The organism is Pseudomonas sp. AC229, assembly GCF_979254655.1.
Map to the genome: position 1 here is coordinate 207,781 of NZ_CEEDHK010000001.1, position 20,856 is coordinate 228,636.

Consider the following 20,856-nt stretch of genomic DNA (forward strand, 5'->3'; position numbering starts at 1 on the left):
TGAATCAATGCGGCGCTTCGGCGGCGTGGTTGAGCGAGTATTTCGGAATTTCGACAGTAATGTCTTCGGTGCCAACGATCGCCTGACACGCCAGACGCGACTGGGCCTCAAGCCCCCAGGCACGGTCGAGAAAATCCTCCTCGAGCTCGTCCGCTTCTTCCAGCGAATCGAACCCTTCGCGCACGATGCAATGGCAGGTTGTGCAGGCGCAGACGCCGCCGCAGGCGCTTTCCATTTCAATATGGTGCTCATGCGCCAAATCCAGAATGGAAGTGCCCGGTTCAGCCTCGACAACCATGCCTTCAGGGCAAAATTTCGGGTGGGGCAGAAAAATAACCTGCGGCATCAGTTGTCCTCAATTTCATTCAAATTGCGCCCTGCCAGCGCGGCTTTCACCGTCGAGTCCAGACGGCGGGCAGCAAAGGCGTCGGTGACCTGCGACAGGCGCTTGGTCTGCTGCTCAATGGCATAACCATCCGAGCCTTTCATCAATTCACTCAGTTCCTGCATCTGCAGGTCGATGACCATGCGCTCTTCGGCGTCGAGCAACCGCTCGCCGTCCGCTTCCAGCGCGGCTTGAACGGCCTCGATCAAACGCTGCGCATCCACTTGCTGCTCACGCAAAACGCGGGCGACCTTGTCATCGCCGGCGTTCTGGAACGAGTCCTGAAGCATGCGGGCGATTTCGCCGTCGGTGAGACCGTAGGACGGCTTCACCTGGATGCTGGCTTCAACGCCGGACGCCAATTCGCGTGCGGCAACACTGAGCAGGCCATCGGCATCCACCTGAAAGGTCACACGAATTTTCGCCGCGCCGGCCACCATGGCGGGAATGCCGCGCAGCTCGAAGCGTGCCAGGGAGCGGCAGTCGCTGATCAGCTCGCGCTCGCCTTGCAGCACGTGAATCATCATGGCCGTTTGGCCGTCTTTATAGGTGGTGAAGTCTTGCGCGCGGGCAACCGGAATCGTGGTGTTGCGCGGAATGACTTTCTCCATCAAGCCGCCCATGGTTTCCAGCCCCAGGGACAGCGGAATGACGTCTAGCAACAGCAGCTCTTCGCCATTGCGTTTGTTGCCCGCCAAGGTGTCGGCCTGAATCGCGGCGCCAATGGCCACCACTTGATCCGGGTCGATATCGGTCAGCGGCGTGCGGCCAAACAGCTCGCCCACCACCGTACGCACACGCGGCACGCGAGTCGAGCCGCCGACCATGACCACAGCTTTAACCTCATCCACTTCGATGTTTGCGTCACGCACGGCGCGGCGGCAGGCTTTGAGGCTGCGTTGCAGCATGGGCTCGATGAGGCTATCGAAATGGGCGCGTGACAGCTCACCGCTCCAGTCGCCGAAGCTGACGTTCACAGAATCGGCGTCGGTCAGCGCTTCTTTGGCAGCACAAGCGGCCTGCAACAAACCGCGCTGCTCACCGGGGGCGATGTCGGTGGAAATACCCGCCTGCTCAACAATCCAGCCAGCAATGGAATGGTCGAAATCGTCGCCGCCAAGCGCGGTGTCGCCGCCGGTGGCGAGCACTTCGAACACGCCGCCAGTCAGGCGCAAAATCGAAATATCGAAGGTGCCGCCGCCCAAGTCATAAATGGCGACTACGCCTTCAGCTTTTTGATCGAGCCCATAGGCCACGGCTGCGGCGGTCGGCTCGTTAAGCAGGCGCAACACGTTGAGGCCAGCCAGGCGGGCGGCGTCTTTGGTGGCTTGGCGCTGTGCATCGTCGAAGTAAGCCGGAACGGTGATCACCGCGCCAACCAAGTCACCGCCTAACGCAGCTTCGGCACGCACACGCAGTGCTTTGAGAATCTCGGCAGACACTTCCACCGGACTTTTGGCGCCCTGCACCGTTTCGATAAAGGGCATGTGCGATTCGCCACCGACAAAACGGTAAGGCAGCTGCTCACCGAGCTGCTTCACATCTGCCAGGCCGCGACCCATCAAGCGTTTAACCGACAGCACGGTATTGAACGGATCACTGGCGGCGGCCGCCTTGGCAGCGCGCCCGACCTCAACGTGATCGCTGTGATAACGCACGGCGGACGGCAGGATGACCTCGCCACCGGCGTCGGCGATGGGCGCCGAAACGCCACTGCGCAACGCCGCTACCAGCGAGTTGGTGGTGCCCAAGTCAATACCAACGGCCAAACGCCGTTGATGCGGTTGCGGGCTTTGCCCGGGTTCAGCGATCTGCAGTAATGCCATGCTTGTCTGCGCATCAGGCGCGCCGCCTGGGCGGCGCGGAATTAATCGTCGAGGCGCTCTTCCAACTGGCGCACTTCGTAGCTGAGCTTGTCGAGGAACTGCATGCGGCGGACCAGGCGTTCGGCCTCGTCGATACGCGCGCTCTCATCCCAACAGGCGGCAAAACGGTCGTTCAGCTCATCCTGAGCAGCCTTTAAGCGGCGCTTGAATGTGGCGACACCGGCCAGGTCGGCGCTGTCTTGCAAGTCTTCAAGCTCCTCACGCCATTGCATTTGCTGCATGAGGAACTCGGGATCCTGCACGGTGACTTCCAGCGGCAGCTCGTGGCCACGCAACGCCAGCAGATAACGCGCCCGTTTTGGCGCGTTTTTCAGCGTCTGGTAGGCCTCGTTGAGACTCGCCGAATGCTCCAGCGCCAACCGTTGCTCGCGCTCAGAAGCGTCGGCAAAACGGTCGGGGTGCACGCTGCGCGCCAGCTCGCGATACCGCGTAGCCAACTGCTCAAGATCCAGACGGAAGCTGGGTTGCAGGTCAAACAATGCAAAGTGACAAGGGGTGCCCACAGCCAGCCTCAGATGTTGAAGCTCTCGCCGCAGCCACATTCGCCGCGCACGTTGGGGTTATTGAACTTGAAGCCTTCGTTCAAACCTTCTTTGACGAAGTCCAGTTCAGTACCGTCGAGGTACACCAGGCTTTTCGGGTCGATGATCACTTTCACGCCGTGACTTTCGAACACCTGGTCTTCGCCTTGTGCTTCGTCGACAAACTCCAGGACGTAGGCCAGGCCCGAGCAGCCGGTGGTGCGAACACCCAGGCGAATACCGTCACCTTTGCCACGCCCGTCGAGGGAGCGGCGTACGTGTTGGGCCGCCGCTTCGGTCATGCTGATAGCCATGAGAACTCCTTAGTCGCAAACGACTGCTGGTTAGAGCAGGCCTTTCTTCTGCTTGTAGTCGCGAACGGCCGCCTTGATGGCGTCTTCGGCGAGTACCGAGCAGTGGATCTTCACCGGTGGCAGAGCAAGCTCTTCAGCCAACTGGGTGTTCTTGATGGTTTCGGCTTCATCCAGGGTTTTGCCCTTCATCCACTCGGTGGCGAGGGAGCTGGAGGCGATAGCCGAACCGCAGCCGTAGGTTTTGAACTTGGCGTCTTCAATAACGCCGTGCTCGTTAACCTTGATCTGCAGACGCATCACGTCGCCGCACGCCGGCGCGCCGACCATGCCGGTGCCGACATCAGGATCTTCCGCGTCCATCTTGCCGACGTTGCGCGGGTTCTCGTAGTGGTCGATGACCTTTTCGCTATAAGCCATGATTCATTTCTCTCTCATCAGGAGCAGGTGCCGCTCTTATTGGCAGCTAATTAATGTGCCGCCCATTCCACTTTGGAAATATCGACACCTTCTTTAAACATGTCCCACAGCGGCGACAGCTCGCGCAGTTTGGTAACTGCCTCGCGTACTTTGGCTGCGGCGTAGTCAACTTCTTCTTCGGTGGTGAAACGGCCGAAGGTGAAACGGATCGAGCTATGTGCCAGTTCGTCGTTGCGGCCCAGGGCGCGCAGTACATACGAAGGCTCCAGGGAGGCTGAGGTGCAGGCCGAACCAGACGAAACCGCCAGGTCTTTAAGCGCCATGATCAGCGACTCGCCTTCCACATAGTTGAAGCTCAGGTTCAGGTTGTGCGGCACGCGGGCGGTGCTACTGCCGTTCACATACAGCTCTTCCAGGCCGTCGACCTGCTTGAAGAAGCGCTCGTTCAGGGCAGCGATGCGCTGGTTTTCCTGGGCCATTTCTTCTTTGGCGATACGGAACGCTTCGCCCATGCCGACGATTTGGTGAGTGGCCAAGGTGCCGGAGCGCATGCCGCGCTCATGACCGCCGCCATGGGTCTGAGCTTCCAGACGCACACGTGGCTTACGGCTGACGTACAGCGCACCGATGCCTTTAGGGCCGTAGGTTTTGTGCGCCGAGAAGGACATCAAATCGACCTTCAGCTTGCTCAGATCGATATCGACCTTGCCGGTGGACTGAGCCGCATCGACGTGGAACAACACGCCGCGCGAGCGAGTCAGCTCACCAATGGCCGCGATGTCGTTGATCACGCCGATCTCGTTGTTGACGTGCATGATCGACACCAAAATGGTGTCTTCACGCAGGGCCGCCTCGATCATGGCCGGGGTGATCAGGCCATCTTCTTGCGGATCGAGATACGTCACTTCGAAACCTTCGCGCTCAAGTTGGCGCGTGGTATCCAGCACCGCTTTGTGCTCGATCTTCGAGGTGATGATGTGTTTGCCCTTGCTCTTGTAGAAGTGCGCCACACCCTTGATAGCCAGGTTGTCCGACTCGGTAGCACCGGAAGTCCAGACGATTTCGCGCGGGTCGGCGTTTACCAACTCAGCCACCTGACGGCGACCGTTTTCCACCGCCTCTTCAGCTTTCCAGCCGAACACGTGGGAGCGCGAGGCCGGGTTACCGAAGTTACCGTCGACCAACAGGCATTCGCTCATTTTCTGCGCCACACGAGGATCAATCGGTGTAGTCGCGGAGTAATCGAGATAAATCGGCAATTTCATTGATGTCTCCTAATCAGGTGTAGGCCGGTCAGCCTGGCGCCCTACTCAATCGATGGCGGACGCTTCAATTTTATCCATGCGAGGCGTTCTGCCTGAGCAGTGACGCTGATCCTGGCGCCTGGCGATGTCTTGCACCTCGTGACGGGTGACAAGGTCGGCCAAGCTGATACCACTAAGAAATTCGTGAATTTGCTGGCTCAGGTCGGACCACAAATGGTGAGTCAAACAGGTGTCGCCATCGTGGCAACCGCTCAAGCCTTGGCAGCGAGTGGCATCGACCGACTCGTTGACAGCATCGATCACCTGCACAACCTGAATGCCGCCCATATCGCGCGACAATTGATAGCCGCCACCGGGACCGCGCACACTGGAAACCAGATTTCCGCGACGCAATTTGGCGAATAGTTGCTCGAGGTAAGACAGGGAAATGCCCTGGCGCTCGGAAATATCCGCCAGAGAAACCGGACCATGCTGGGCATGAAGTGCCAAATCGAGCATGGCGGTCACGGCGTAACGGCCCTTGGTAGTCAGTCGCATGGCTTGTACCGCAAGATCACTGAATATGCCGTAAGTATGCTATTCCCGAGTATTTAGGTCAACTATAAGACCGATTAAAACACTCGGGATTGCGCAAAATGAAGGGCGCGAATCATAGCAAAAAACGCATAGCGGCGCGCGTCAGGCGGCGGGCTTGTCGTCCAGACCCTTGCAGACGTCGTTGAAGTCTTCGTCACGCAATGTCGGCAGATCTTTCGCGCAATAATCGCTACCCAGCGCCTTGAGCGCCGAGCACATGCCTTCCAGGCGACCGTCTACCGCCTGCAGGTGATCGAGCATCTGGCCGATGGCTTTGGCCACGGGATCAGGCATGTCAGGACTGACGCCATAAGCGTCGAACCCGAGCTTTTCGGCGATGGCCTGGCGCTTTGCTTCTGCTTCGTCATCAGCCTTGACGATGATGCGCCCCGGAATGCCGACAACCGTCGCACCGGCCGGCACCGGCTTGGTTACCACCGCATTGGAGCCAACCTTGGCGTTCGCGCCAACCGTGAACGGCCCGAGCACCTTGGCGCCCGCTCCCACTACCACACCGTTTTCCAATGTTGGGTGACGCTTGCCTTTGTTCCAACTGGTGCCGCCCAGGGTCACGCCTTGATAAAGGGTAACGTCGTCGCCAATCTCGGCGGTTTCGCCGATGACGATGCCCATGCCGTGGTCAATAAAGAAGCGCTTGCCGATTTTTGCGCCTGGGTGAATTTCGATGCCGGTCAACCAGCGACCGAAGTTCGAGACCATCCGCGCCAGCCATTTCCAGCCGGCCAACCACAACCAGCCAGACAGGCGATGCAACCAAATGGCGTGCAGACCCGGGTAGCACGTCAGAACTTCGAAAGCGTTACGCGCCGCCGGGTCTCGGTGGAATACGCTTTGAATGTCTTCTCGTACGCGCTCAAACATCGTCACTTCTCCGCTTGTGTGGCTCACCGCGAGCGGCTTTTTGAGTCTCGGTCAAAATGCCGCGCAGAATATTCATTTCCGACTGGCTCACCGCGCTTCGGGCAAACAGCCGACGCAAACGCGACATCAAATGCCGGGGGTTTTCCGGGTCCAGAAAACCGATCTGCACCAGCGTCGCTTCCAGATGGCCGTAAAACCGCTCCAACTCGTCCATAGTCGACAACTGCTCGCTACGCGGCGACGCCACTTCGGTTTTCTCCGCGCGCTTGCTTTGCCCCTGGCTGGCCAGCCACCCCATACGCACCTCATAACAGAGCACCTGCACGGCAGCAGCAAGGTTAAGGGAGCTGAAGTCGGGGTCGGACGGAATGTGTACGTGGTAGTGGCAACGCTGCAATTCTTCATTGGTAAGGCCGGCATATTCGCGACCAAAAACCAGCGCCACCTCGCCCCCTTCGGCGGCACGTTCGACGGCGTGCACGCCACACTCACGAGGGTCGAGCATGGGCCACGGCATTCGGCGATCGCGCGCACTGGTTCCCAGCACCAGCGTGCAGCCAACCAGCGCCTCTTCGAGCGTGGCGACAACGTGTGCAGCTTCAAGAATGCTATCGGCACCGGACGCCCGGGCGCTGGCTTCGTGGCTGGGAAAGTCTTGCGGATCGACCAGCACCAGGCGCGACAAACCCATGTTTTTCATCGCCCGCGCGGCGCCGCCGATATTGCCGGGATGACTGGTATTGACCAAAACGACGCGGATATTTTCCAGCAACGAAAGCGCTCACACGGACAACAAAGGGAGGCAAATCTTACAGAAGCGACTTTGCAAACACCATGCGCACGCCAGGTGGGCCTTCTTCATCTATGGTTTTCTGTTAGAATGCTCGGCTTTCTTTAACGACCCAGGTGACCCTCCATGCAGCCTATGCTGAATATCGCGCTGCGCGCCGCCCGCAGCGCCAGTGAACTGATCTTCCGCTCCATCGAGCGCCTGGACACCATCAAGGTCGACGAAAAAGACGCCAAGGACTACGTGTCCGAAGTGGACCGCGCCGCTGAAACCAGCATCATCACCGCGCTGCGCAAAGCCTACCCAACCCACGCCATCCTCGGCGAAGAAACCGGCCTGCACGCCGGCAGTGGCGACGGCGAAGACTACCTCTGGATCATCGACCCACTGGACGGCACCACCAACTTCCTGCGTGGCATCCCGCACTTCGCGGTCAGCATCGCCTGCAAATACCGTGGCCGCCTCGAACACGCGGTCGTTCTCGACCCGGTTCGCCAAGAAGAATTCACCGCCAGCCGCGGCCGCGGCGCCCAACTGAACGGCCGCCGCCTGCGCGTTAGCGGTCGCACCAGCCTCGAAGGCGCCCTGCTCGGCACGGGCTTCCCGTTCCGCGACGATCAAATGGACGGTCTCGACAACTACCTCGGCATGTTCCGCAGCCTGGTCGGCCAAACCGCCGGCATCCGCCGCGCCGGCGCGGCTAGCCTGGACTTGGCTTACGTGGCCGCTGGCCGTTTCGATGCATTCTGGGAAGCGGGCCTGTCGGAATGGGACATGGCTGCAGGCGTGCTGCTGATTCAGGAAGCGGGCGGCTTGGTCAGCGACTTCACGGGTGGCCACGAATTCCTCGAAAAGGGCCACGTGGTAGCGGGCAACACCAAATGCTTCAAGGCAGTGTTGACAGCCATTCAGCCGCACCTGTCGGCTCAGCAAAAACGCTAAGCCTTAGGGCGATAAAAAAACCGGCCATGCGCCGGTTTTTTTATGGGCGAAAAAAAGCGTCCCGAAGGACGCTTTTTTCTTACTGCTGGACGGGCTGGTTCTGACCCAGAATCAGCTGACCGGTTTTTTCATCGACCGGAATCTGGCTGCCCGGATCACGATCCATCCGCACCTGACCCACTTTATCTTTCAACTGATACTTCACGTTGTAGCCGACCAGCTTGTCGCTGGTGTCGGTGACCGTATTGCACTTGGTTTCGGTGGTGGTATAGGTGTCATTGGACTGCATGTTTTCCTGCACCTTGTTACCGGCATAACCGCCGCCAACCGCACCCGCTACGGTGGCAATTTTCTTGCCGTTACCGCCGCCAACCTGGTTACCGAGCAGACCACCTGCCACAGCGCCCAATACGCTACCGACGATTTGATGTTGATCCTTGACCGGTTTTTGCCGAGTGACGGTTACATCTTTGCAAACTTGCCGCGGAGTCTTGATGGTTTCGTTGATCGGTTCCACCGCGAGCACTTGCGCGTATTCAGGACCGCCACCCACCAAGCTGTAAGTTGCAACAGCACCTCCGGCGGTAACACCTACCGCGCCCAGCACCGCACCAACTAGCATCGACTTGTTCACTTTAACCTCCTGGTTCACACCGAGACGCCGTAGCGCCTTTCTCCTAGCCTTGGAGTCTATTTCCTACAGCCAGTTCAAAACTGCCGACGAAAAAAAACCGCGGAGCGCTATGAGCGCGCCCGCGGCTTCCAGTTGGACGGGACGCTTAGGGGCGTTCGTCAACCGCTTCAGTGGTAGCCGGTGGAATCAGGTCTTCAACATTCAGGTTGAGCCAGATCAGCACCACGTTGGCGATGTAAATCGAGGAGTAGGTACCGGCCAACACCCCGATAAACAGGGTGATGGAGAAACCGTAAAGGTTATCGCCACCCCAGAACAACAGCGCTGCAATGGCCAGCAAAGTCGAAATCGAGGTCGCCATGGTGCGCAGCAAGGTTTGCGTGGTGGAAATGTCGATGTTCTCGATCAGCGTGGCTTTACGCAGCACGCGGAAGTTTTCCCGCACACGGTCGAATACCACGATGGTGTCGTTGAGCGAGTAACCAATGATCGCCAGCACTGCCGCCAGCACGGTCAGATCAAACGTGATCTGGAAGTAGGAAATCACGCCCATCGCCACGATCACGTCGTGGATCAGCGAGGCGATGGCGCCAAGCCCGAACTTCCACTGAAAGCGGAACGCCAGGTAAAGCATGATGCCGCCCAGGGCCAGCAACATACCCAAGCCGCCCTGGTCGCGAAGCTCCTCACCTACTTGCGGGCCAACGAACTCAACGCGTTTGACGGTCGCAGGGTTATCGCCGTCTACCGCGCGCAGTGCCTCGGCAACCCGAGTGCCCAGCTGTGGATCATCGCCGGGCATACGCACCAGCAATTCGTTAGCAGCACCAAAGCTCTGCACCACGGCATCGTTGAAACCGGCCTTTTGCAGTTCTTCACGCACCTGTAGCAGGTTCGCGTCGCGCTCGTAGGTCAGTTCAATAAGCGTACCGCCAGTGAAGTCCAGGCCGTAGTTCAAACCCTTGTGGAACAAGCTGAACAACGCGATGGCGGTGAGCAGCACGGTGAAGCCGAACGCGATGTTGCGCACGGCCATAAACTTAATCGTACGTTTCATAGCGGCCCCTTAAATCCACAACTTCTTGAAGTCACGACCACCGAAAATCAGGTTAACCATGCCGCGGGTAACCATGATGGCGGTGAACATCGAAGTGACGATACCCAGCGACATGGTCACCGCGAAGCCTTTGATCGGCCCGGTACCCATGGCGAACAGGATGCCACCGACCAACAGCGTGGTCAGGTTGGCGTCGAGAATCGCGGCATAGGCGCGGTCGAAACCTTCGTGAATCGCGCGCTGCACCGACATGCCATTGGCAATCTCTTCGCGTATCCGCGAGAAGATCAGTACGTTGGCGTCCACCGCCATACCCATGGTCAACACGATACCGGCGATACCTGGCAAGGTCAGCGTAGCGCCCAACAGCGACATCAGCGCCAACAGCATGACCATGTTGAAGGCCAGCGCCACAGTGGCTAGCACACCGAAGAAGCGGTAGATGCAGATGATGAACAGCGACACCAGCAGCATGCCCCACAGCGAAGCATCGATACCTTTGGTGATGTTGTCCGCACCCAGGCTCGGGCCGATGGTGCGTTCTTCGGCGAAGTACATCGGCGCCGCCAAACCACCAGCACGCAGCAGCAGGGCAAGCTCAGACGATTCGCCCTTGCCTTCCAGACCGGTAATACGGAACTGGCTTCCCAGCGGCGACTGAATGGTCGCCAGGCTGATGATTTTCTTCTCTTCTTTAAACGTCTGTACGGCTACGTCTTGCTCGACGCCGTTGACCATTTGCTTGGTATAGCGCGTGGTCGGCTTCTGCTCGATAAAGATCACCGCCATGCTACGACCGACGTTGCTGCGCGTGGCGCGGCTCATCAGTTCGCCGCCATGGCCGTCAAGACGGATGTTTACTTGCGGACGGCCGTTCTCATCGAAACTGGCCGAGGCGTCGGTCACCTGATCACCGGTAATGATCAAGCCACGCTCCAACGGCACAGCCGGACGACCCGGCTCGCGGAACTCAAAGGACTCAGTGGTCGCCTTGGTCGCATCAGGGCCAGCCGCCAGACGGAACTCCAGGTTGGCGGTTTTACCGAGAATACGTTTGGCTTCGGCGGTGTCTTGCACGCCCGGCAGCTCAACCACGATGCGGTTGGCACCCTGGCGCTGAACCAGCGGTTCGGCCACACCCAGTTCGTTGACGCGGTTACGTACCGTGGTCAAGTTCTGCTTGATGGAGTATTCGCGAATCTCAGCCAGCTTGGCCGGCGTCATTTCCAGACGCAGCACTTGCATGCCATTGCGCTCGACTTCGGTCACCTGGAAATCTGTGAAATCTTTGCGGATCAGTGTTTTCGCCTTGGTCAGCGACTCGTCGTCACTGAAGCCCAGCTGAATGGCGCCGCCCTGCTCAGGCAGGCTGCGGTACTTCACGCGCTCTTTGCGCAGCAAGCTCTTCACATCGCCTTCGTACACTTTGCGACGCGCGTCCAGCGCTTTGTCCATGTCCACTTCCAGCAGGAAGTGCACACCACCGGACAAGTCCAGACCCAGCTTCATCGGGCTGGCGCCCAGGTTGCGCAGCCAGGTCGGCGTGGTTTGCGCCAGGTTCAACGCCACCACGTAGTCGTCGCCCATCACTTTGCGAACGACGTCTTTGGCTGGCAGTTGCTGTTCTTTCTTGACCAGACGGATCAGGCCGCCCTTCCCCTGCGCAGCCAACGTGGCCGCTTTGACCTCGATACCTGCGTCAGTCAGCGCCTTGCTCGCGCGATCCAGATCAGCCTGGCCGACCTGCAACGCGGTGCTGGCACCGCTGATCTGTACGGCCGGGTCATCCGGGTACAGGTTCGGCGCAGAGTAAATGAAGCCGATCACCAGAACCGCGACGATCAGCAGGTATTTCCACAGAGGGTATTTGTTCAGCATGACGCCGCCCGCTTATGACGCGGGGCGCCTTTAGCGCCCCGTCGAATGGTAAAAATTGTGAAGTTTAAATGGCTTTCAGAGTGCCCTTGGGCAACGTGGCACCGATGGCGCCTTTCTGAATTTTCAGTTCAACGGTGTCGGAAACTTCGATAACCACGAAATCGTCAGTCACTTTGGTGATCTTGCCGGCGATACCACCGGAGGTGACTACTTCGTCGCCCTTCTGCAGATTGCTCAGCAGGTTCTTCTGCTCTTTCGCGCGCTTGGCCTGTGGGCGCCAGATCATGAGGTAGAAAATGACCATGAAGCCGACCAGGAAAATGATCGACATGCTGTCGCCGCCCACCGGGCCAGCAGCAGCGGCTGGTGCCGTTTCAGCGAGCGCGTCGGAAATGAAAAAGCCCATGTAAAACTCCTGTTAAAGATTCTTTTATAAGGTAAACGATCAGTCCAGCGGCGGTGTGGTGAGACCGCGCCGGGCGTAGAAGGAATCGACGAAGGCGGCCAATGTACCCTGTTGAATAGCCTCGCGCAAACCAGCCATCAGGCGCTGGTAATGACGCAAATTGTGGATGGTATTCAACATGCTACCGAGCATTTCGTCGCACTTATCCAAGTGGTGCAAATAGGCCCGGGAGAAGTTCTGGCAGGTGTAGCAATCGCAGGTCGGATCAAGCGTGCTGTTGTCTTGCTTATGAGCCGAATTGCGAATTTTCAGAACGCCGGTATCGACAAACAAATGACCATTGCGCGCGTTACGCGTGGGCATCACGCAGTCGAACATATCCACACCACGGCGCACACCTTCGACCAGGTCTTCAGGCTTGCCAACACCCATGAGGTAACGCGGTTTGTCCGCCGGCATCTGCCCTGGCAGGTAGTCCAGCACGCGAATCATCTCTTCCTTCGGCTCGCCAACCGACAAGCCGCCAATGGCCAAGCCATCGAAGCCGATTTCGCTGAGGCCTTCCAGCGAGCGCATGCGCAAGTCCTGGTGCATGCCGCCCTGAACGATGCCGAACAGTGCGGCGGTGTTGTCGCCATGGGCAATCTTCGAACGCTTGGCCCAGCGCAACGACAGTTCCATGGAGGTGCGCGCCACGTCGAGGTCGGCCGGATACGGCGTGCACTCGTCAAAAATCATCACCACATCGGAGCCGAGATCGCGCTGCACTTGCATCGATTCTTCCGGGCCCATGAACACTTTGCTGCCGTTGACCGGCGAGGCGAAGGTCACGCCCTCTTCCTTGATCTTGCGCATGGCGCCCAGGCTGAACACCTGAAAGCCGCCGGAGTCGGTGAGGATCGGACCCTTCCACTGCATAAAGTCATGCAGGTCGCCGTGCTGTTTGATGACTTCCATGCCAGGGCGCAACCACAGGTGGAAGGTATTGCCGAGGATCATCTGCGCGCCAATCGCTTCGATGTCGCGCGGCAGCATGCCCTTCACCGTGCCATAGGTGCCCACTGGCATGAACGCCGGCGTTTCGACAACGCCGCGCGGGAAGGTCAGGCGACCACGGCGGGCTTTGCCATCGGTGGCCAGCAGTTCGAATGTCATGCGGCAGGTGCGGCTCATGCGTGCTCCTCGGGTCCGCGCGCGGCGGGGTTGCGGGTAATGAACATGGCATCACCGTAACTGAAGAATCGGTAACCCTCGGCAATGGCCGTGGCGTAGGCCGCCATGGTTTGCGGGTAGCCGGCAAATGCGGAAACCAGCATCAGCAATGTCGATTCCGGCAAATGGAAATTGGTCACCAAGGCGTCGACCACATGAAACGGCCGGCCGGGGTAGATGAAGATGTCGGTGTCGCCACTGAACGGTTTGAGCTGGCCATCGCGCGCCGCGCTTTCCAGCGAGCGCACGCTGGTGGTCCCCACTGCAATCACCCGGCCGCCCCGTGCGCGGCAGGCAGCGACGGCCTCGACCACCTCTTCGGTCACTTCCAGCCACTCGTTATGCATTTGGTGGTCTTCGATCTTTTCCACGCGCACAGGCTGAAAAGTGCCCGCGCCAACGTGCAGCGTCACGAACGCGGTGACCACACCTTTGGCGCGGATGACTTCCAGCAACGGTTGATCGAAATGCAGGCCGGCGGTAGGCGCCGCCACTGCACCGGCACGCTCGGCGTACACGGTCTGATAACGCTCGCGGTCGGCGTTGTCGTCGGGGCGATCTATATAAGGAGGCAACGGCATATGGCCGACGCGCTCGAGCAGCGGCAATACGTCTTCGTTGAAGCCCAACTCGAACAACGCATCGTGGCGCGCGAGCATCTGCGCTTCAGCGCCGCCATCAATAAGAATGGTCGAGCCCGGTTTCGGCGATTTGCTTGAGCGCACGTGGGCGAGCACGCGGCGGTTGTCCAGCACGCGTTCCACCAACACTTCCAGTTTGCCGCCAGAGGCCTTCTGGCCAAACAAGCGCGCGGGAATGACGCGGGTGTTGTTGAACACCATCAAATCGCCCGGCCGCAGGTACTCCAGCAGATCGGAAAACTGACGGTGCGCCAAAGCGCCGGTCGGGCCGTCAAGGCAAAGCAGGCGGCTGCCCTGGCGCTCGGCCAAGGGGTGACGCGCAATCAGGGCGTCTGGCAGCTCGAAATTGAAATCGGCAACACGCATGGTGGGAGGTCATTTTTCAGGGGCGCGAAGTTTAACGGAAATACGCAAAATTCACCACGCGACCCCGTTGACCACACGCAAACCTCTCCCTATACTGCGCGCCCTATGTGCCCTGGTGGCGGAATTGGTAGACGCGGCGGATTCAAAATCCGTTTTCGAAAGGAGTGGGAGTTCGAGTCTCCCCCGGGGCACCAAGCACATTAGAAAGGCCTTGCTAAGCAAGGCCTTTTTTTATGCCTGCGTTTTTATAAAGCGCTTCACGAGCAAGCTCGCTCCTACACGCGCGCAATCTGTAGGAGCGAGCTTGCTCGCGAAGCTTTTGCTCTACGGCTTCTGCCAACCCCCGCCCAACGCCAAGAACAAATTGATCTGCGCCATCGCCACTTGCGTATTGGCCGCAGCCAACTGCGCGCGCATGTCGGTGTAGGTTCTAGTCGCTTGCAGGTCGGCAAGAAACGACGCGCGGCCGGCCTGGAAGAATTGGTGCGTCTGGTCCGCCGCCTGCTGCGCCGAATGCTCGGCGTCAGCCAAGGCGTCGCGACGGTCAAGCATGGCGCTGTATTGCACCAGTCCTGTCTGCGTTTCGCGTACGGCGTTAAGCACCACACCGTCGAAATGCGCCAGCGCCGCCTGCGTCGCCGCTTCGGCTTCGCGAATGCGGGCTCGAGCGCCGTTGGTGGGAATGGTCCAGCTGATGAGCGGACCGAAGCCCCAACGATTAGTCGCCGGCTCGCCCAGGTGCTCAAGAATGCCCACCGTACCGACCGTCGCGCCAATGCTGATGTTTGGATAAAGCTGCCCGGTCGCCACGCCAATCTTCGCCGTGGCGGCGGCCAGATTGCGCTCGGCCTGGCGAATATCCGGACGCCGCTTAAGCAGCTCCGCGCCGTCGCCCACTGGCACCAGTTGGGCGATATGCGGCAGCTCGGCGCAGTCGCTCACCCCGGCTGGAAGCTCGCTGACCGGCTTGGCAACCAGCATCGACAACGTGAACAGTCCCGCCTGCTGTGCCGCGTCGTAGCGCGGCATTTCCGCGCGCAGCGATTTGAACTGGGTTTGCGTGCGCGTCACCTGGGTTTCGTCACCGCGCCCGGCATCGCGCAGGCGTTGCACCAGGGTCACGCCTTTTTCTTGCAAGTCCAACGACTGCTGGGCGATGTGCCGCTCTTCATTGGCGGCGCACACCTGGGTGTAGGCGCGAACCACTTCGGCCACCAGGGTGATGCGCGCCGTGTCCGCTGCCGCCTGAGCCGCATCGGCATTTGCCTGCGCCGACTCGATACCGCGCTGCAAGGTGCCCCACAAGTCGAACTGGTAGGAGGTGTTGATCGAACCGCTGCCAATGTTGGCCACCGGCACTTTCTCCTCCAGCAGGAATGCCTCGCCAGACTCCTGCAAACGCTCCGCGCCAAACCGCGCGCTGCCGCTGAAGCCACCTTCGGCCTGCGCCTGTTCTACCTGCGTGCGGGCACGCGCCAGGTTTGCGGCCGCCACACGCAAATCGGTGTTGGACGCCAACGCCTGCTGCACCAATTGGTCCAGGCGCGCGTCCTGGTAAAGCCGCCACCAATCCGCCGGCACCGGCGCCGACACCACGTCGCTATTGCCCGTTGCCAATTGCCCCTGCAAATCGCCACGGGCGACCGCCGCATCAGTGGGCAACTGGTAGTCCGGGCCAACCGCCTGGCAGGCGGACAGCACCGTGGCAAAGCCGATCACTGCATAGCGCTTCATTGCCCAGGCTCCGCCTTGTCGCTGCCCTCGATAATCGACACCGTCGCCGTGCGCCCGGCAATCATGCGGAAGTCCGCTGGCACTTCGTCCAGCGCAATGCGCACGGGAATCCGTTGGGCCAATTGCACCCAACTGAATGCCGGGTTCACGTTTGGAAGAAGGTTGCTGCCGCTGCTGCGATCGCGGTCTTCCACCGCAGCGGCCACGCTTTGCACGTGGCCGCGCAGGCGGGTGTTGTCGCCGAGCACGCGAATGTCCACGGCTTGGCCGACGCGAATGTGCTGCAGCTTGGTTTCTTCGAAATAACCGTCGATATGGAACGACTCGCTGTCGACCACCGACAGCACCGGCCGGCCCGCTGTGACGAATTCATGGGCGCGCGGCGCCCGGTCGTTGAGGTAGCCGTCGACCGGGCTGCGGATCACTGAGCGCTCCAGGTTCAGTTTGGCGGCATCCACCGCCACCTGCGCGGCGGCTACGGCGGACTGCGCGCGGCTCTCGCGAGACTGGCTTTCTTCCAACTGTTCGCGCGCCACCAAATTACCCAACCCGCGATTACGCTTGGCTTCACGCTGCGCCTGGGCCAGCGCTTCCTTGCGTTCGGCGGCGCTGGCTTCGGCCTGACGCAGCGCCAAGGTGAAGCGCTCCTGATCGATGGTGAACAGCACATCGCCGCGCTTGACCGGCTGGTTGTCATGCACATTCACGCCTTCGATTAGGCCAGACACATCGGGGGCAATCTGAATCACGTCGGCGCGAATATGCCCGTCGCGCGTCCACGGCGCGAACATGTAATACATCACCATGCGCCACACCACGACGGCCGCCAGGGTCACCATTAACAACGTCAGGACCACACGGCCCAAGGTCAACATCGGTTTTTTCATAGCATCAGGCTTCGGCAAATGGCATCCACCGCACCAAGCAGCACGGCATACAGAGCAACGTTAAACAGGGCCCGGTGCCAGACCAGGCGATAGAAGTGCGCGCGGTTCAACAGCCCGTGCACCAACAGGTACAACACATAGGTAAACGCCATCATCACCAACAGCGTGGGCAGAAACACGCCGCTGATATCCAGATCACCGATCACAAAGACGCTCCATCGATACCGTAAGGAAGTTGCTCCGGTTCCTGACCCGCCTCAACCAGCACTTCCGCGCCGGGCAGCAAGGCCAGACGCAAACCGCTGAGGGCGAGCAAGCTGTGCAAGCGCGCCTGTTCGGCGTCGGCGCAGGCGGACACATTCAGCGCCCGTCGCGCCCGGTCCATGGTCATCAGCAGGCCCACGGGTGCCGGCAGGCGCTCACCCGCTTTCAGGCAGGCGCGAAAGTACTCACCCACCTCTGCCACCACTTGTTGCAACTGGCCCTGCGCGGCCTGCGGCAAGCGCGGCAGATACGCCAGCACATCGAGCAAACACAGCGCCACGCGCAAATCACGCAACGCGCCGCCGGTGTCTTGAGCGGTCTGAGTCAGGCGCGGCAAATGCTGCATCAGCCGGTCGAGCATGCGCACGCCCATACGCCGGTGCTCGGCCAACGTCGCCGGTTCGGTGAGAGCGACGATGTCGCGCCAGCTGAAACGGGTCATGCGCTTGGCCGCCACCTCCACGCCAAACGGGCGCATCACCAGGGTCCAGACAAACGCAAACAACAGCCCCACCGGCCCGGCGAGGTTGCTGTTGATAAAGGTCATGAAGTTGGCGTCGTAGGCGCCCTGGATGCTGATGAACGAGGAGGTGTTAACGATGGTCAGCAACATGCCCAGGTAAAAGCGCGGCTGCACGGTGAGGGTGCCCACGCAAATAAAAGGCACGGCAAACGCCAGCACCAGCATGGGGAAGTCGTGCAGGTTTGGCAGGATCAGAAACAGGTAGAGGCTGGCAAACAAGACCGACATCGCAGTCCAGAAAAAGAACCGATAAATCTGCGGCGCCGGGTCGTCCATCGCAGCGAAAAAGCTGCAGGCCACGGCGGCCAAAATGACGGCGCTGCCGCCGTCGGTCCAGCCCAGTCCGATCCACAACAAGGAGGCGACAATGATCGCGCTGACGGTGGAAACCACTGAATACAGCATCAGACCCCGGTCGAAAAACGGCGTTAACCGACCCAGGCGCCAGTGGCGATAAACCGCGCGCCACGGAGTTTGGTCATCCAGCAGCAGCGCGTGCTGCAAGCTGCGGCAGTCTTGCCACAAGTCGATCCATTCACCCAGCCGATACAGCGCGTTGGACAACAGCAATTGCCGTCGCTCATCCAATGCTTCGGTGCTGGGCTGCAGCGCTTCAAGTTGGTCGCGCACGGCGCGCCAGCGGGCGGGGTCAGCGTCTTCGGTGGTGCTCAGGAGCCACTGCTGGGTCTGCTCCAGAAGCGGCGCGAGCAGCGCGACCAGATCGGGCGAGCGACGTTCGATGGCGATCAGCGCGTCGTCCAGGCCGTCGATTACCGGCAGTAGATGAATCATCCGCCCACGCAGCTCTTTGCTGTTGCGCACCGTCTGCGGTTGCGCACCTTCGTGGGGGAGTTGGCCAATCATCAGCTCCAACGAGTTGAAACTGGCGACCATGGCCGCGCGCAAAGAACCCACCTCGGCCGGCGAGGCGCCACGGGTAAGAAAGTGCTGACTGTAGCGTGTGGCATCGGCGAACCAGGCCCGTGCAGCGTCCATAAAGACGGGTGCCAGGCGACGCGGCCAGAACACCGCGCCCACCACAGCGGCGCACACGATGCCCAGAAAAATTTCCTGCGTGCGCGACGACGCGATATCGAACACTGCGCTGGGGTTATCCACCACCGGCAGAGCAATCAGCGGCAACGTGTAGCCCGAAAGCATCAGCGCGTAGCTGTTGGCCGTGCGCAGGTGCAGCGACAAGAACAGCAGCGTGCCGGTCCACAGCGCCACCACTATTGAAAGCATCAACGGTGCCTGCACAAACATCGGCACGAAGAACACGGCCGCCGCCGCGCCGACAAATGTGCCGACCGCGCGATACAGCGCCTTGGAACTGGTGGGGCCGACAAAGGGACTGGAGACGATATACACCGTGGCCATCGCCCAATAGGGACGCGGCATCTGCATGATCATCGCGATGTACAGCGCGAGCATCGAGGCGGCAAAGGTGCGCACGCCGTAGAACCAGTCGCGCGCCGGTGGCATGCCGGCGAAGAAGCCGGTCATGTCGGCGCCCCATTCTGATTTCGGCCGGCGTCTTCAAAGGCACGCATCACGCGCAACGTCGCTTCGAGGTCGGCGGCGGGAATGTCTTTGAGCACGTCTCGGCGCAGGCGTACCAGCTCGGTTTCAATCGACTCGGCCAGCTCGCGACCGCGCGGCGTCAGGCTTAGGGCTTTGGCGCGGCGGTCGTCGGGGTCTTCGCAGCGACAGACCAGACCGGCGCGGCAGAGTTGGTCAAGCAAGCGCACCAGAGAGGGACTTTCCAACCCCGCCGCCTGCGCCACTGCCACCTGCCGCACGCCATCGCCCAGGCGCACGATCATCAGCAGTGGCACGGCACAGGCTTCGGAAATTCCATAGTTGGCCAGCGTGGCTTGGCAAATGCGTCGCCAATGGCGCGCGGTCGTTACCATGCCGCTGCTGATACTGAGCTGGAGAGCGTCGAGGGTCATCGGAAACACGAGAAAATTAATTAGTTAGCAAGCTAATTGTATTCTCGGAAATTTCCACGAGTCAATTACCGCATGGTGACTTTACAAGCGTGTTCCAGCCGACACTCAGTTGCTATTCCGAGCGGTTTTGAAGCTATGCCAAAAAGCTCTGGAAGCACCGTATTCAGGCGCTGTACGGGCTAATTCCGGGGGTTGTTTTTCGGCATAAAGTTGGCGTATCTTTTCGCCCACTGTGTTTGCATGGGTCGCCGTTGAATCGCGACCTGGTGCAGTAGATCTTCGATTTGCTACATCCCGCTCGGCTTTTCTTACTCCCTGCAACCAGTCCAGCCCTCGATAGAAAACCGAGGCTGTCATCAACTCAAGTTCCAAGGAAATAAGATATGTCGAATCGTCAGAACGGTACCGTCAAGTGGTTTAACGACGAGAAAGGTTTTGGTTTCATCACTCCAGAAAGCGGTCCGGATCTGTTCGTGCACTTCCGCGCTATCGAAGGCGACGGCTTCAAGAGCCTGAAAGAAGGCCAGAAAGTCAGCTTCGTTTCGGTACAAGGTCAAAAAGGCCTGCAAGCAGATCAAGTCCAAGTTATCGGCTGATCCGAACGCGAAACAAAAAGCCCCGCCAAGTGCGGGGCTTTTTGTTGTAGGAGCCAGCTTGCTGGCGAATCCTGGAAACGCCATTCGCCGAGGTTTGCAGGGTTCGCGACCAAGGTTGCTCCTACAACAGAGCCGGCCGACGAGACAGCGAGTTTTTTCCCAACACCACTTTTGCAGTAAAGTGCCTCGCGCTTTTCACTCACCGCGAGCCTTGCATGTCCAAACGTCTTCTCCAGCCCCAGGGTGACTTCCCCCCTGTCGCCCTGCCCCGCCGCCTTGCCGCGATGTTTTATGACTTTCTGTTGTGCGTGGCCATCGCCATCGTCACCGGCCTGCTCTATCAGCAGGTGGTGCTGCGCCTGATTTTCGGCAGCGAGCGTTTGCAGGAATTGGCCAACAACCGAGCGCTGGATGTTGATCCGGTCTTTTCCACGGTGGTGCTGCTGGCCATTTTCGCCTTCTTCGCCAAGTTCTGGACTCACTCCGGCCAGACCCTCGGCATGCAAGTGTGGGGCGTGCGCGTGCAGAACGCCGACGGCAGCGCCATCAGCCTTTGGCAAGCACTGCTGCGGTTTATGGTGTCGATGGCGTCGTGGCTGTGCCTGGGGCTGGGTTTCCTATGGGCGCTCTGGGACAAGCAAAAACGCAGCTGGCATGACATCTATTCGGAGACGCGGCTGGTGCATATTCCGAAGAAGAAAAAGAGCTAAAGCATCGCGGCCTCA

23 protein-coding genes and 1 tRNA gene are annotated in these 20,856 nt (G+C 59.9%); 4 read left to right on the top strand and 20 right to left on the bottom strand.

Annotation, left to right across the window (positions count from 1 at the left end; genetic code table 11):
- Nucleotides 1-4: 4 nt before the first annotated feature.
- The 9 genes from fdx to trmJ form a co-directional block, all read right to left on the bottom strand.
- On the bottom strand, nucleotides 5-346 hold the full coding sequence (gene fdx, locus AC0IW7_RS00870) for an ISC system 2Fe-2S type ferredoxin (protein WP_122452574.1): 342 nt from the start codon (nucleotides 344-346) through the stop codon (nucleotides 5-7).
- On the bottom strand, nucleotides 346-2,211 hold the full coding sequence (gene hscA / locus AC0IW7_RS00875; RefSeq protein WP_471815388.1) for a Fe-S protein assembly chaperone HscA: 1,866 nt from the start codon (nucleotides 2,209-2,211) through the stop codon (nucleotides 346-348). The genes fdx and hscA overlap by 1 nt, the downstream gene beginning before the upstream one ends.
- A 41-nt stretch (nucleotides 2,212-2,252) precedes the next feature.
- Nucleotides 2,253-2,774, bottom strand: a complete 522-nt coding sequence (hscB, locus tag AC0IW7_RS00880; protein ID WP_471815389.1) for a co-chaperone HscB — start codon at nucleotides 2,772-2,774, stop codon at nucleotides 2,253-2,255.
- A gap of 8 nt (nucleotides 2,775-2,782) precedes the next feature.
- Nucleotides 2,783-3,106: an iron-sulfur cluster assembly protein IscA gene (gene iscA / locus AC0IW7_RS00885; RefSeq protein ID WP_122494105.1), complete on the bottom strand. Its 324-nt coding sequence runs from the start codon at nucleotides 3,104-3,106 to the stop codon at nucleotides 2,783-2,785.
- A 30-nt stretch (nucleotides 3,107-3,136) separates the two neighbouring features.
- Nucleotides 3,137-3,523, bottom strand: a complete 387-nt coding sequence (iscU, locus tag AC0IW7_RS00890) for a Fe-S cluster assembly scaffold IscU (RefSeq protein WP_471815390.1) — start codon at nucleotides 3,521-3,523, stop codon at nucleotides 3,137-3,139.
- Nucleotides 3,524-3,573: 50 nt separating this feature from the next.
- Nucleotides 3,574-4,788: an IscS subfamily cysteine desulfurase gene (locus AC0IW7_RS00895; protein WP_471815391.1), complete on the bottom strand. Its 1,215-nt coding sequence runs from the start codon at nucleotides 4,786-4,788 to the stop codon at nucleotides 3,574-3,576.
- Between the two features lie 45 nt (nucleotides 4,789-4,833).
- Nucleotides 4,834-5,325, bottom strand: a complete 492-nt coding sequence (gene iscR / locus AC0IW7_RS00900; RefSeq protein WP_122452570.1) for a Fe-S cluster assembly transcriptional regulator IscR — start codon at nucleotides 5,323-5,325, stop codon at nucleotides 4,834-4,836.
- 141 nt (nucleotides 5,326-5,466) lie between these two features.
- Complete coding sequence (cysE, locus tag AC0IW7_RS00905) at nucleotides 5,467-6,246, bottom strand: serine O-acetyltransferase (RefSeq protein WP_122494107.1); 780 nt, start codon at nucleotides 6,244-6,246, stop codon at nucleotides 5,467-5,469.
- Entirely contained in the window at nucleotides 6,239-7,018 is a 780-nt protein-coding gene (trmJ, locus tag AC0IW7_RS00910) for a tRNA (cytosine(32)/uridine(32)-2'-O)-methyltransferase TrmJ (protein WP_471815392.1), read from the bottom strand. The genes cysE and trmJ overlap by 8 nt, the downstream gene beginning before the upstream one ends.
- A gap of 144 nt (nucleotides 7,019-7,162) precedes the next feature.
- Between trmJ and suhB the strand changes: the two genes are divergently transcribed.
- Nucleotides 7,163-7,978 (top strand): type III secretion system regulator SuhB, encoded by an 816-nt coding sequence (gene suhB / locus AC0IW7_RS00915; protein ID WP_122494109.1) that lies wholly within the window; start codon nucleotides 7,163-7,165, stop codon nucleotides 7,976-7,978.
- A gap of 79 nt (nucleotides 7,979-8,057) precedes the next feature.
- On the opposite strand, the gene AC0IW7_RS00920 is transcribed toward suhB, so the two are convergent.
- The 6 genes from AC0IW7_RS00920 to queA form a co-directional block, all read right to left on the bottom strand.
- Nucleotides 8,058-8,612 (bottom strand): glycine zipper 2TM domain-containing protein, encoded by a 555-nt coding sequence (locus AC0IW7_RS00920; RefSeq protein ID WP_122494110.1) that lies wholly within the window; start codon nucleotides 8,610-8,612, stop codon nucleotides 8,058-8,060.
- Between the two features lie 145 nt (nucleotides 8,613-8,757).
- A complete protein-coding gene (secF, locus tag AC0IW7_RS00925) occupies nucleotides 8,758-9,669 on the bottom strand; it encodes a protein translocase subunit SecF (RefSeq protein WP_471815393.1) in 912 nt (303 codons plus the stop codon).
- A gap of 9 nt (nucleotides 9,670-9,678) precedes the next feature.
- Complete coding sequence (gene secD / locus AC0IW7_RS00930) at nucleotides 9,679-11,547, bottom strand: protein translocase subunit SecD (RefSeq protein ID WP_471815394.1); 1,869 nt, start codon at nucleotides 11,545-11,547, stop codon at nucleotides 9,679-9,681.
- A gap of 64 nt (nucleotides 11,548-11,611) precedes the next feature.
- Complete coding sequence (gene yajC, locus AC0IW7_RS00935) at nucleotides 11,612-11,953, bottom strand: preprotein translocase subunit YajC (RefSeq protein WP_122452563.1); 342 nt, start codon at nucleotides 11,951-11,953, stop codon at nucleotides 11,612-11,614.
- A gap of 39 nt (nucleotides 11,954-11,992) precedes the next feature.
- Complete coding sequence (tgt, locus tag AC0IW7_RS00940) at nucleotides 11,993-13,108, bottom strand: tRNA guanosine(34) transglycosylase Tgt (RefSeq protein WP_206000611.1); 1,116 nt, start codon at nucleotides 13,106-13,108, stop codon at nucleotides 11,993-11,995.
- Nucleotides 13,109-13,122: 14 nt separating this feature from the next.
- Nucleotides 13,123-14,172, bottom strand: coding sequence for a tRNA preQ1(34) S-adenosylmethionine ribosyltransferase-isomerase QueA (gene queA, locus AC0IW7_RS00945; RefSeq protein ID WP_471815395.1), 1,050 nt, complete (start codon nucleotides 14,170-14,172; stop codon nucleotides 13,123-13,125).
- Nucleotides 14,173-14,281: 109 nt separating this feature from the next.
- On the opposite strand from queA, the gene AC0IW7_RS00950 reads away from it, so the two are divergent.
- Nucleotides 14,282-14,366: transfer RNA gene (locus AC0IW7_RS00950), tRNA-Leu, on the top strand.
- Nucleotides 14,367-14,496: 130 nt separating this feature from the next.
- Here AC0IW7_RS00950 and AC0IW7_RS00955 read toward each other — a convergent pair.
- Genes AC0IW7_RS00955 through AC0IW7_RS00975 form a run of 5 tightly spaced genes read right to left on the bottom strand, consistent with a single transcriptional unit; the run spans nucleotide 14,497 to nucleotide 19,535 of the window.
- Nucleotides 14,497-15,906, bottom strand: a complete 1,410-nt coding sequence (locus tag AC0IW7_RS00955; RefSeq protein WP_471815396.1) for an efflux transporter outer membrane subunit — start codon at nucleotides 15,904-15,906, stop codon at nucleotides 14,497-14,499.
- On the bottom strand, nucleotides 15,903-16,793 hold the full coding sequence (locus AC0IW7_RS00960) for an efflux RND transporter periplasmic adaptor subunit (protein ID WP_463383638.1): 891 nt from the start codon (nucleotides 16,791-16,793) through the stop codon (nucleotides 15,903-15,905). Before AC0IW7_RS00960 ends, AC0IW7_RS00955 begins: the two co-directional genes overlap by 4 nt.
- Entirely contained in the window at nucleotides 16,790-16,999 is a 210-nt protein-coding gene (locus AC0IW7_RS00965; protein ID WP_122494117.1) for a DUF1656 domain-containing protein, read from the bottom strand. Before AC0IW7_RS00965 ends, AC0IW7_RS00960 begins: the two co-directional genes overlap by 4 nt.
- Nucleotides 16,996-19,086, bottom strand: a complete 2,091-nt coding sequence (locus AC0IW7_RS00970) for an FUSC family protein (RefSeq protein ID WP_471815397.1) — start codon at nucleotides 19,084-19,086, stop codon at nucleotides 16,996-16,998. The genes AC0IW7_RS00965 and AC0IW7_RS00970 overlap by 4 nt, the downstream gene beginning before the upstream one ends.
- The gene (locus tag AC0IW7_RS00975; protein WP_471815398.1) at nucleotides 19,083-19,535 is read right to left on the bottom strand and encodes a MarR family winged helix-turn-helix transcriptional regulator; all 453 of its coding nucleotides are present in this window, start codon (nucleotides 19,533-19,535) and stop codon (nucleotides 19,083-19,085) included. The genes AC0IW7_RS00970 and AC0IW7_RS00975 overlap by 4 nt, the downstream gene beginning before the upstream one ends.
- A gap of 383 nt (nucleotides 19,536-19,918) precedes the next feature.
- Here AC0IW7_RS00975 and AC0IW7_RS00980 point away from each other — a divergent pair, with 383 nt between their 5' ends.
- Together AC0IW7_RS00980 and AC0IW7_RS00985 are read left to right on the top strand one after the other, a co-directional pair.
- Nucleotides 19,919-20,131: a cold-shock protein gene (locus tag AC0IW7_RS00980; protein ID WP_122452556.1), complete on the top strand. Its 213-nt coding sequence runs from the start codon at nucleotides 19,919-19,921 to the stop codon at nucleotides 20,129-20,131.
- A 215-nt stretch (nucleotides 20,132-20,346) separates the two neighbouring features.
- Nucleotides 20,347-20,841, top strand: a complete 495-nt coding sequence (locus AC0IW7_RS00985; protein ID WP_463550395.1) for an RDD family protein — start codon at nucleotides 20,347-20,349, stop codon at nucleotides 20,839-20,841.
- Nucleotides 20,842-20,856 lie beyond the last annotated feature (15 nt).

Excerpts from the sequence above, each read along its gene's own strand:
- fdx (WP_122452574.1), bottom strand. The coding sequence starts at position 346 with ATGCCGCAGGTTATTTTTCTGCCCCACCCGAAATTTTGCCCTGAAGGC.
- hscA (WP_471815388.1), bottom strand. The coding sequence starts at position 2,211 with ATGGCATTACTGCAGATCGCTGAACCCGGGCAAAGCCCGCAACCGCAT.
- iscA (WP_122494105.1), bottom strand. The coding sequence starts at position 3,106 with ATGGCTATCAGCATGACCGAAGCGGCGGCCCAACACGTACGCCGCTCC.
- iscU (WP_471815390.1), bottom strand. The coding sequence starts at position 3,523 with ATGGCTTATAGCGAAAAGGTCATCGACCACTACGAGAACCCGCGCAAC.
- AC0IW7_RS00895 (WP_471815391.1), bottom strand. The coding sequence starts at position 4,788 with ATGAAATTGCCGATTTATCTCGATTACTCCGCGACTACACCGATTGAT.
- iscR (WP_122452570.1), bottom strand. The coding sequence starts at position 5,325 with ATGCGACTGACTACCAAGGGCCGTTACGCCGTGACCGCCATGCTCGAT.
- cysE (WP_122494107.1), bottom strand. The coding sequence starts at position 6,246 with ATGTTTGAGCGCGTACGAGAAGACATTCAAAGCGTATTCCACCGAGAC.
- suhB (WP_122494109.1), top strand. The coding sequence starts at position 7,163 with ATGCAGCCTATGCTGAATATCGCGCTGCGCGCCGCCCGCAGCGCCAGT.
- secF (WP_471815393.1), bottom strand. The coding sequence starts at position 9,669 with ATGAAACGTACGATTAAGTTTATGGCCGTGCGCAACATCGCGTTCGGC.
- secD (WP_471815394.1), bottom strand. The coding sequence starts at position 11,547 with ATGCTGAACAAATACCCTCTGTGGAAATACCTGCTGATCGTCGCGGTT.
- yajC (WP_122452563.1), bottom strand. The coding sequence starts at position 11,953 with ATGGGCTTTTTCATTTCCGACGCGCTCGCTGAAACGGCACCAGCCGCT.
- tgt (WP_206000611.1), bottom strand. The coding sequence starts at position 13,108 with ATGACATTCGAACTGCTGGCCACCGATGGCAAAGCCCGCCGTGGTCGC.
- queA (WP_471815395.1), bottom strand. The coding sequence starts at position 14,172 with ATGCGTGTTGCCGATTTCAATTTCGAGCTGCCAGACGCCCTGATTGCG.
- AC0IW7_RS00955 (WP_471815396.1), bottom strand. The coding sequence starts at position 15,906 with ATGAAGCGCTATGCAGTGATCGGCTTTGCCACGGTGCTGTCCGCCTGC.
- AC0IW7_RS00960 (WP_463383638.1), bottom strand. The coding sequence starts at position 16,793 with ATGAAAAAACCGATGTTGACCTTGGGCCGTGTGGTCCTGACGTTGTTA.
- AC0IW7_RS00970 (WP_471815397.1), bottom strand. The coding sequence starts at position 19,086 with ATGACCGGCTTCTTCGCCGGCATGCCACCGGCGCGCGACTGGTTCTAC.
- AC0IW7_RS00975 (WP_471815398.1), bottom strand. The coding sequence starts at position 19,535 with ATGACCCTCGACGCTCTCCAGCTCAGTATCAGCAGCGGCATGGTAACG.
- AC0IW7_RS00980 (WP_122452556.1), top strand. The coding sequence starts at position 19,919 with ATGTCGAATCGTCAGAACGGTACCGTCAAGTGGTTTAACGACGAGAAA.
- AC0IW7_RS00985 (WP_463550395.1), top strand. The coding sequence starts at position 20,347 with ATGTCCAAACGTCTTCTCCAGCCCCAGGGTGACTTCCCCCCTGTCGCC.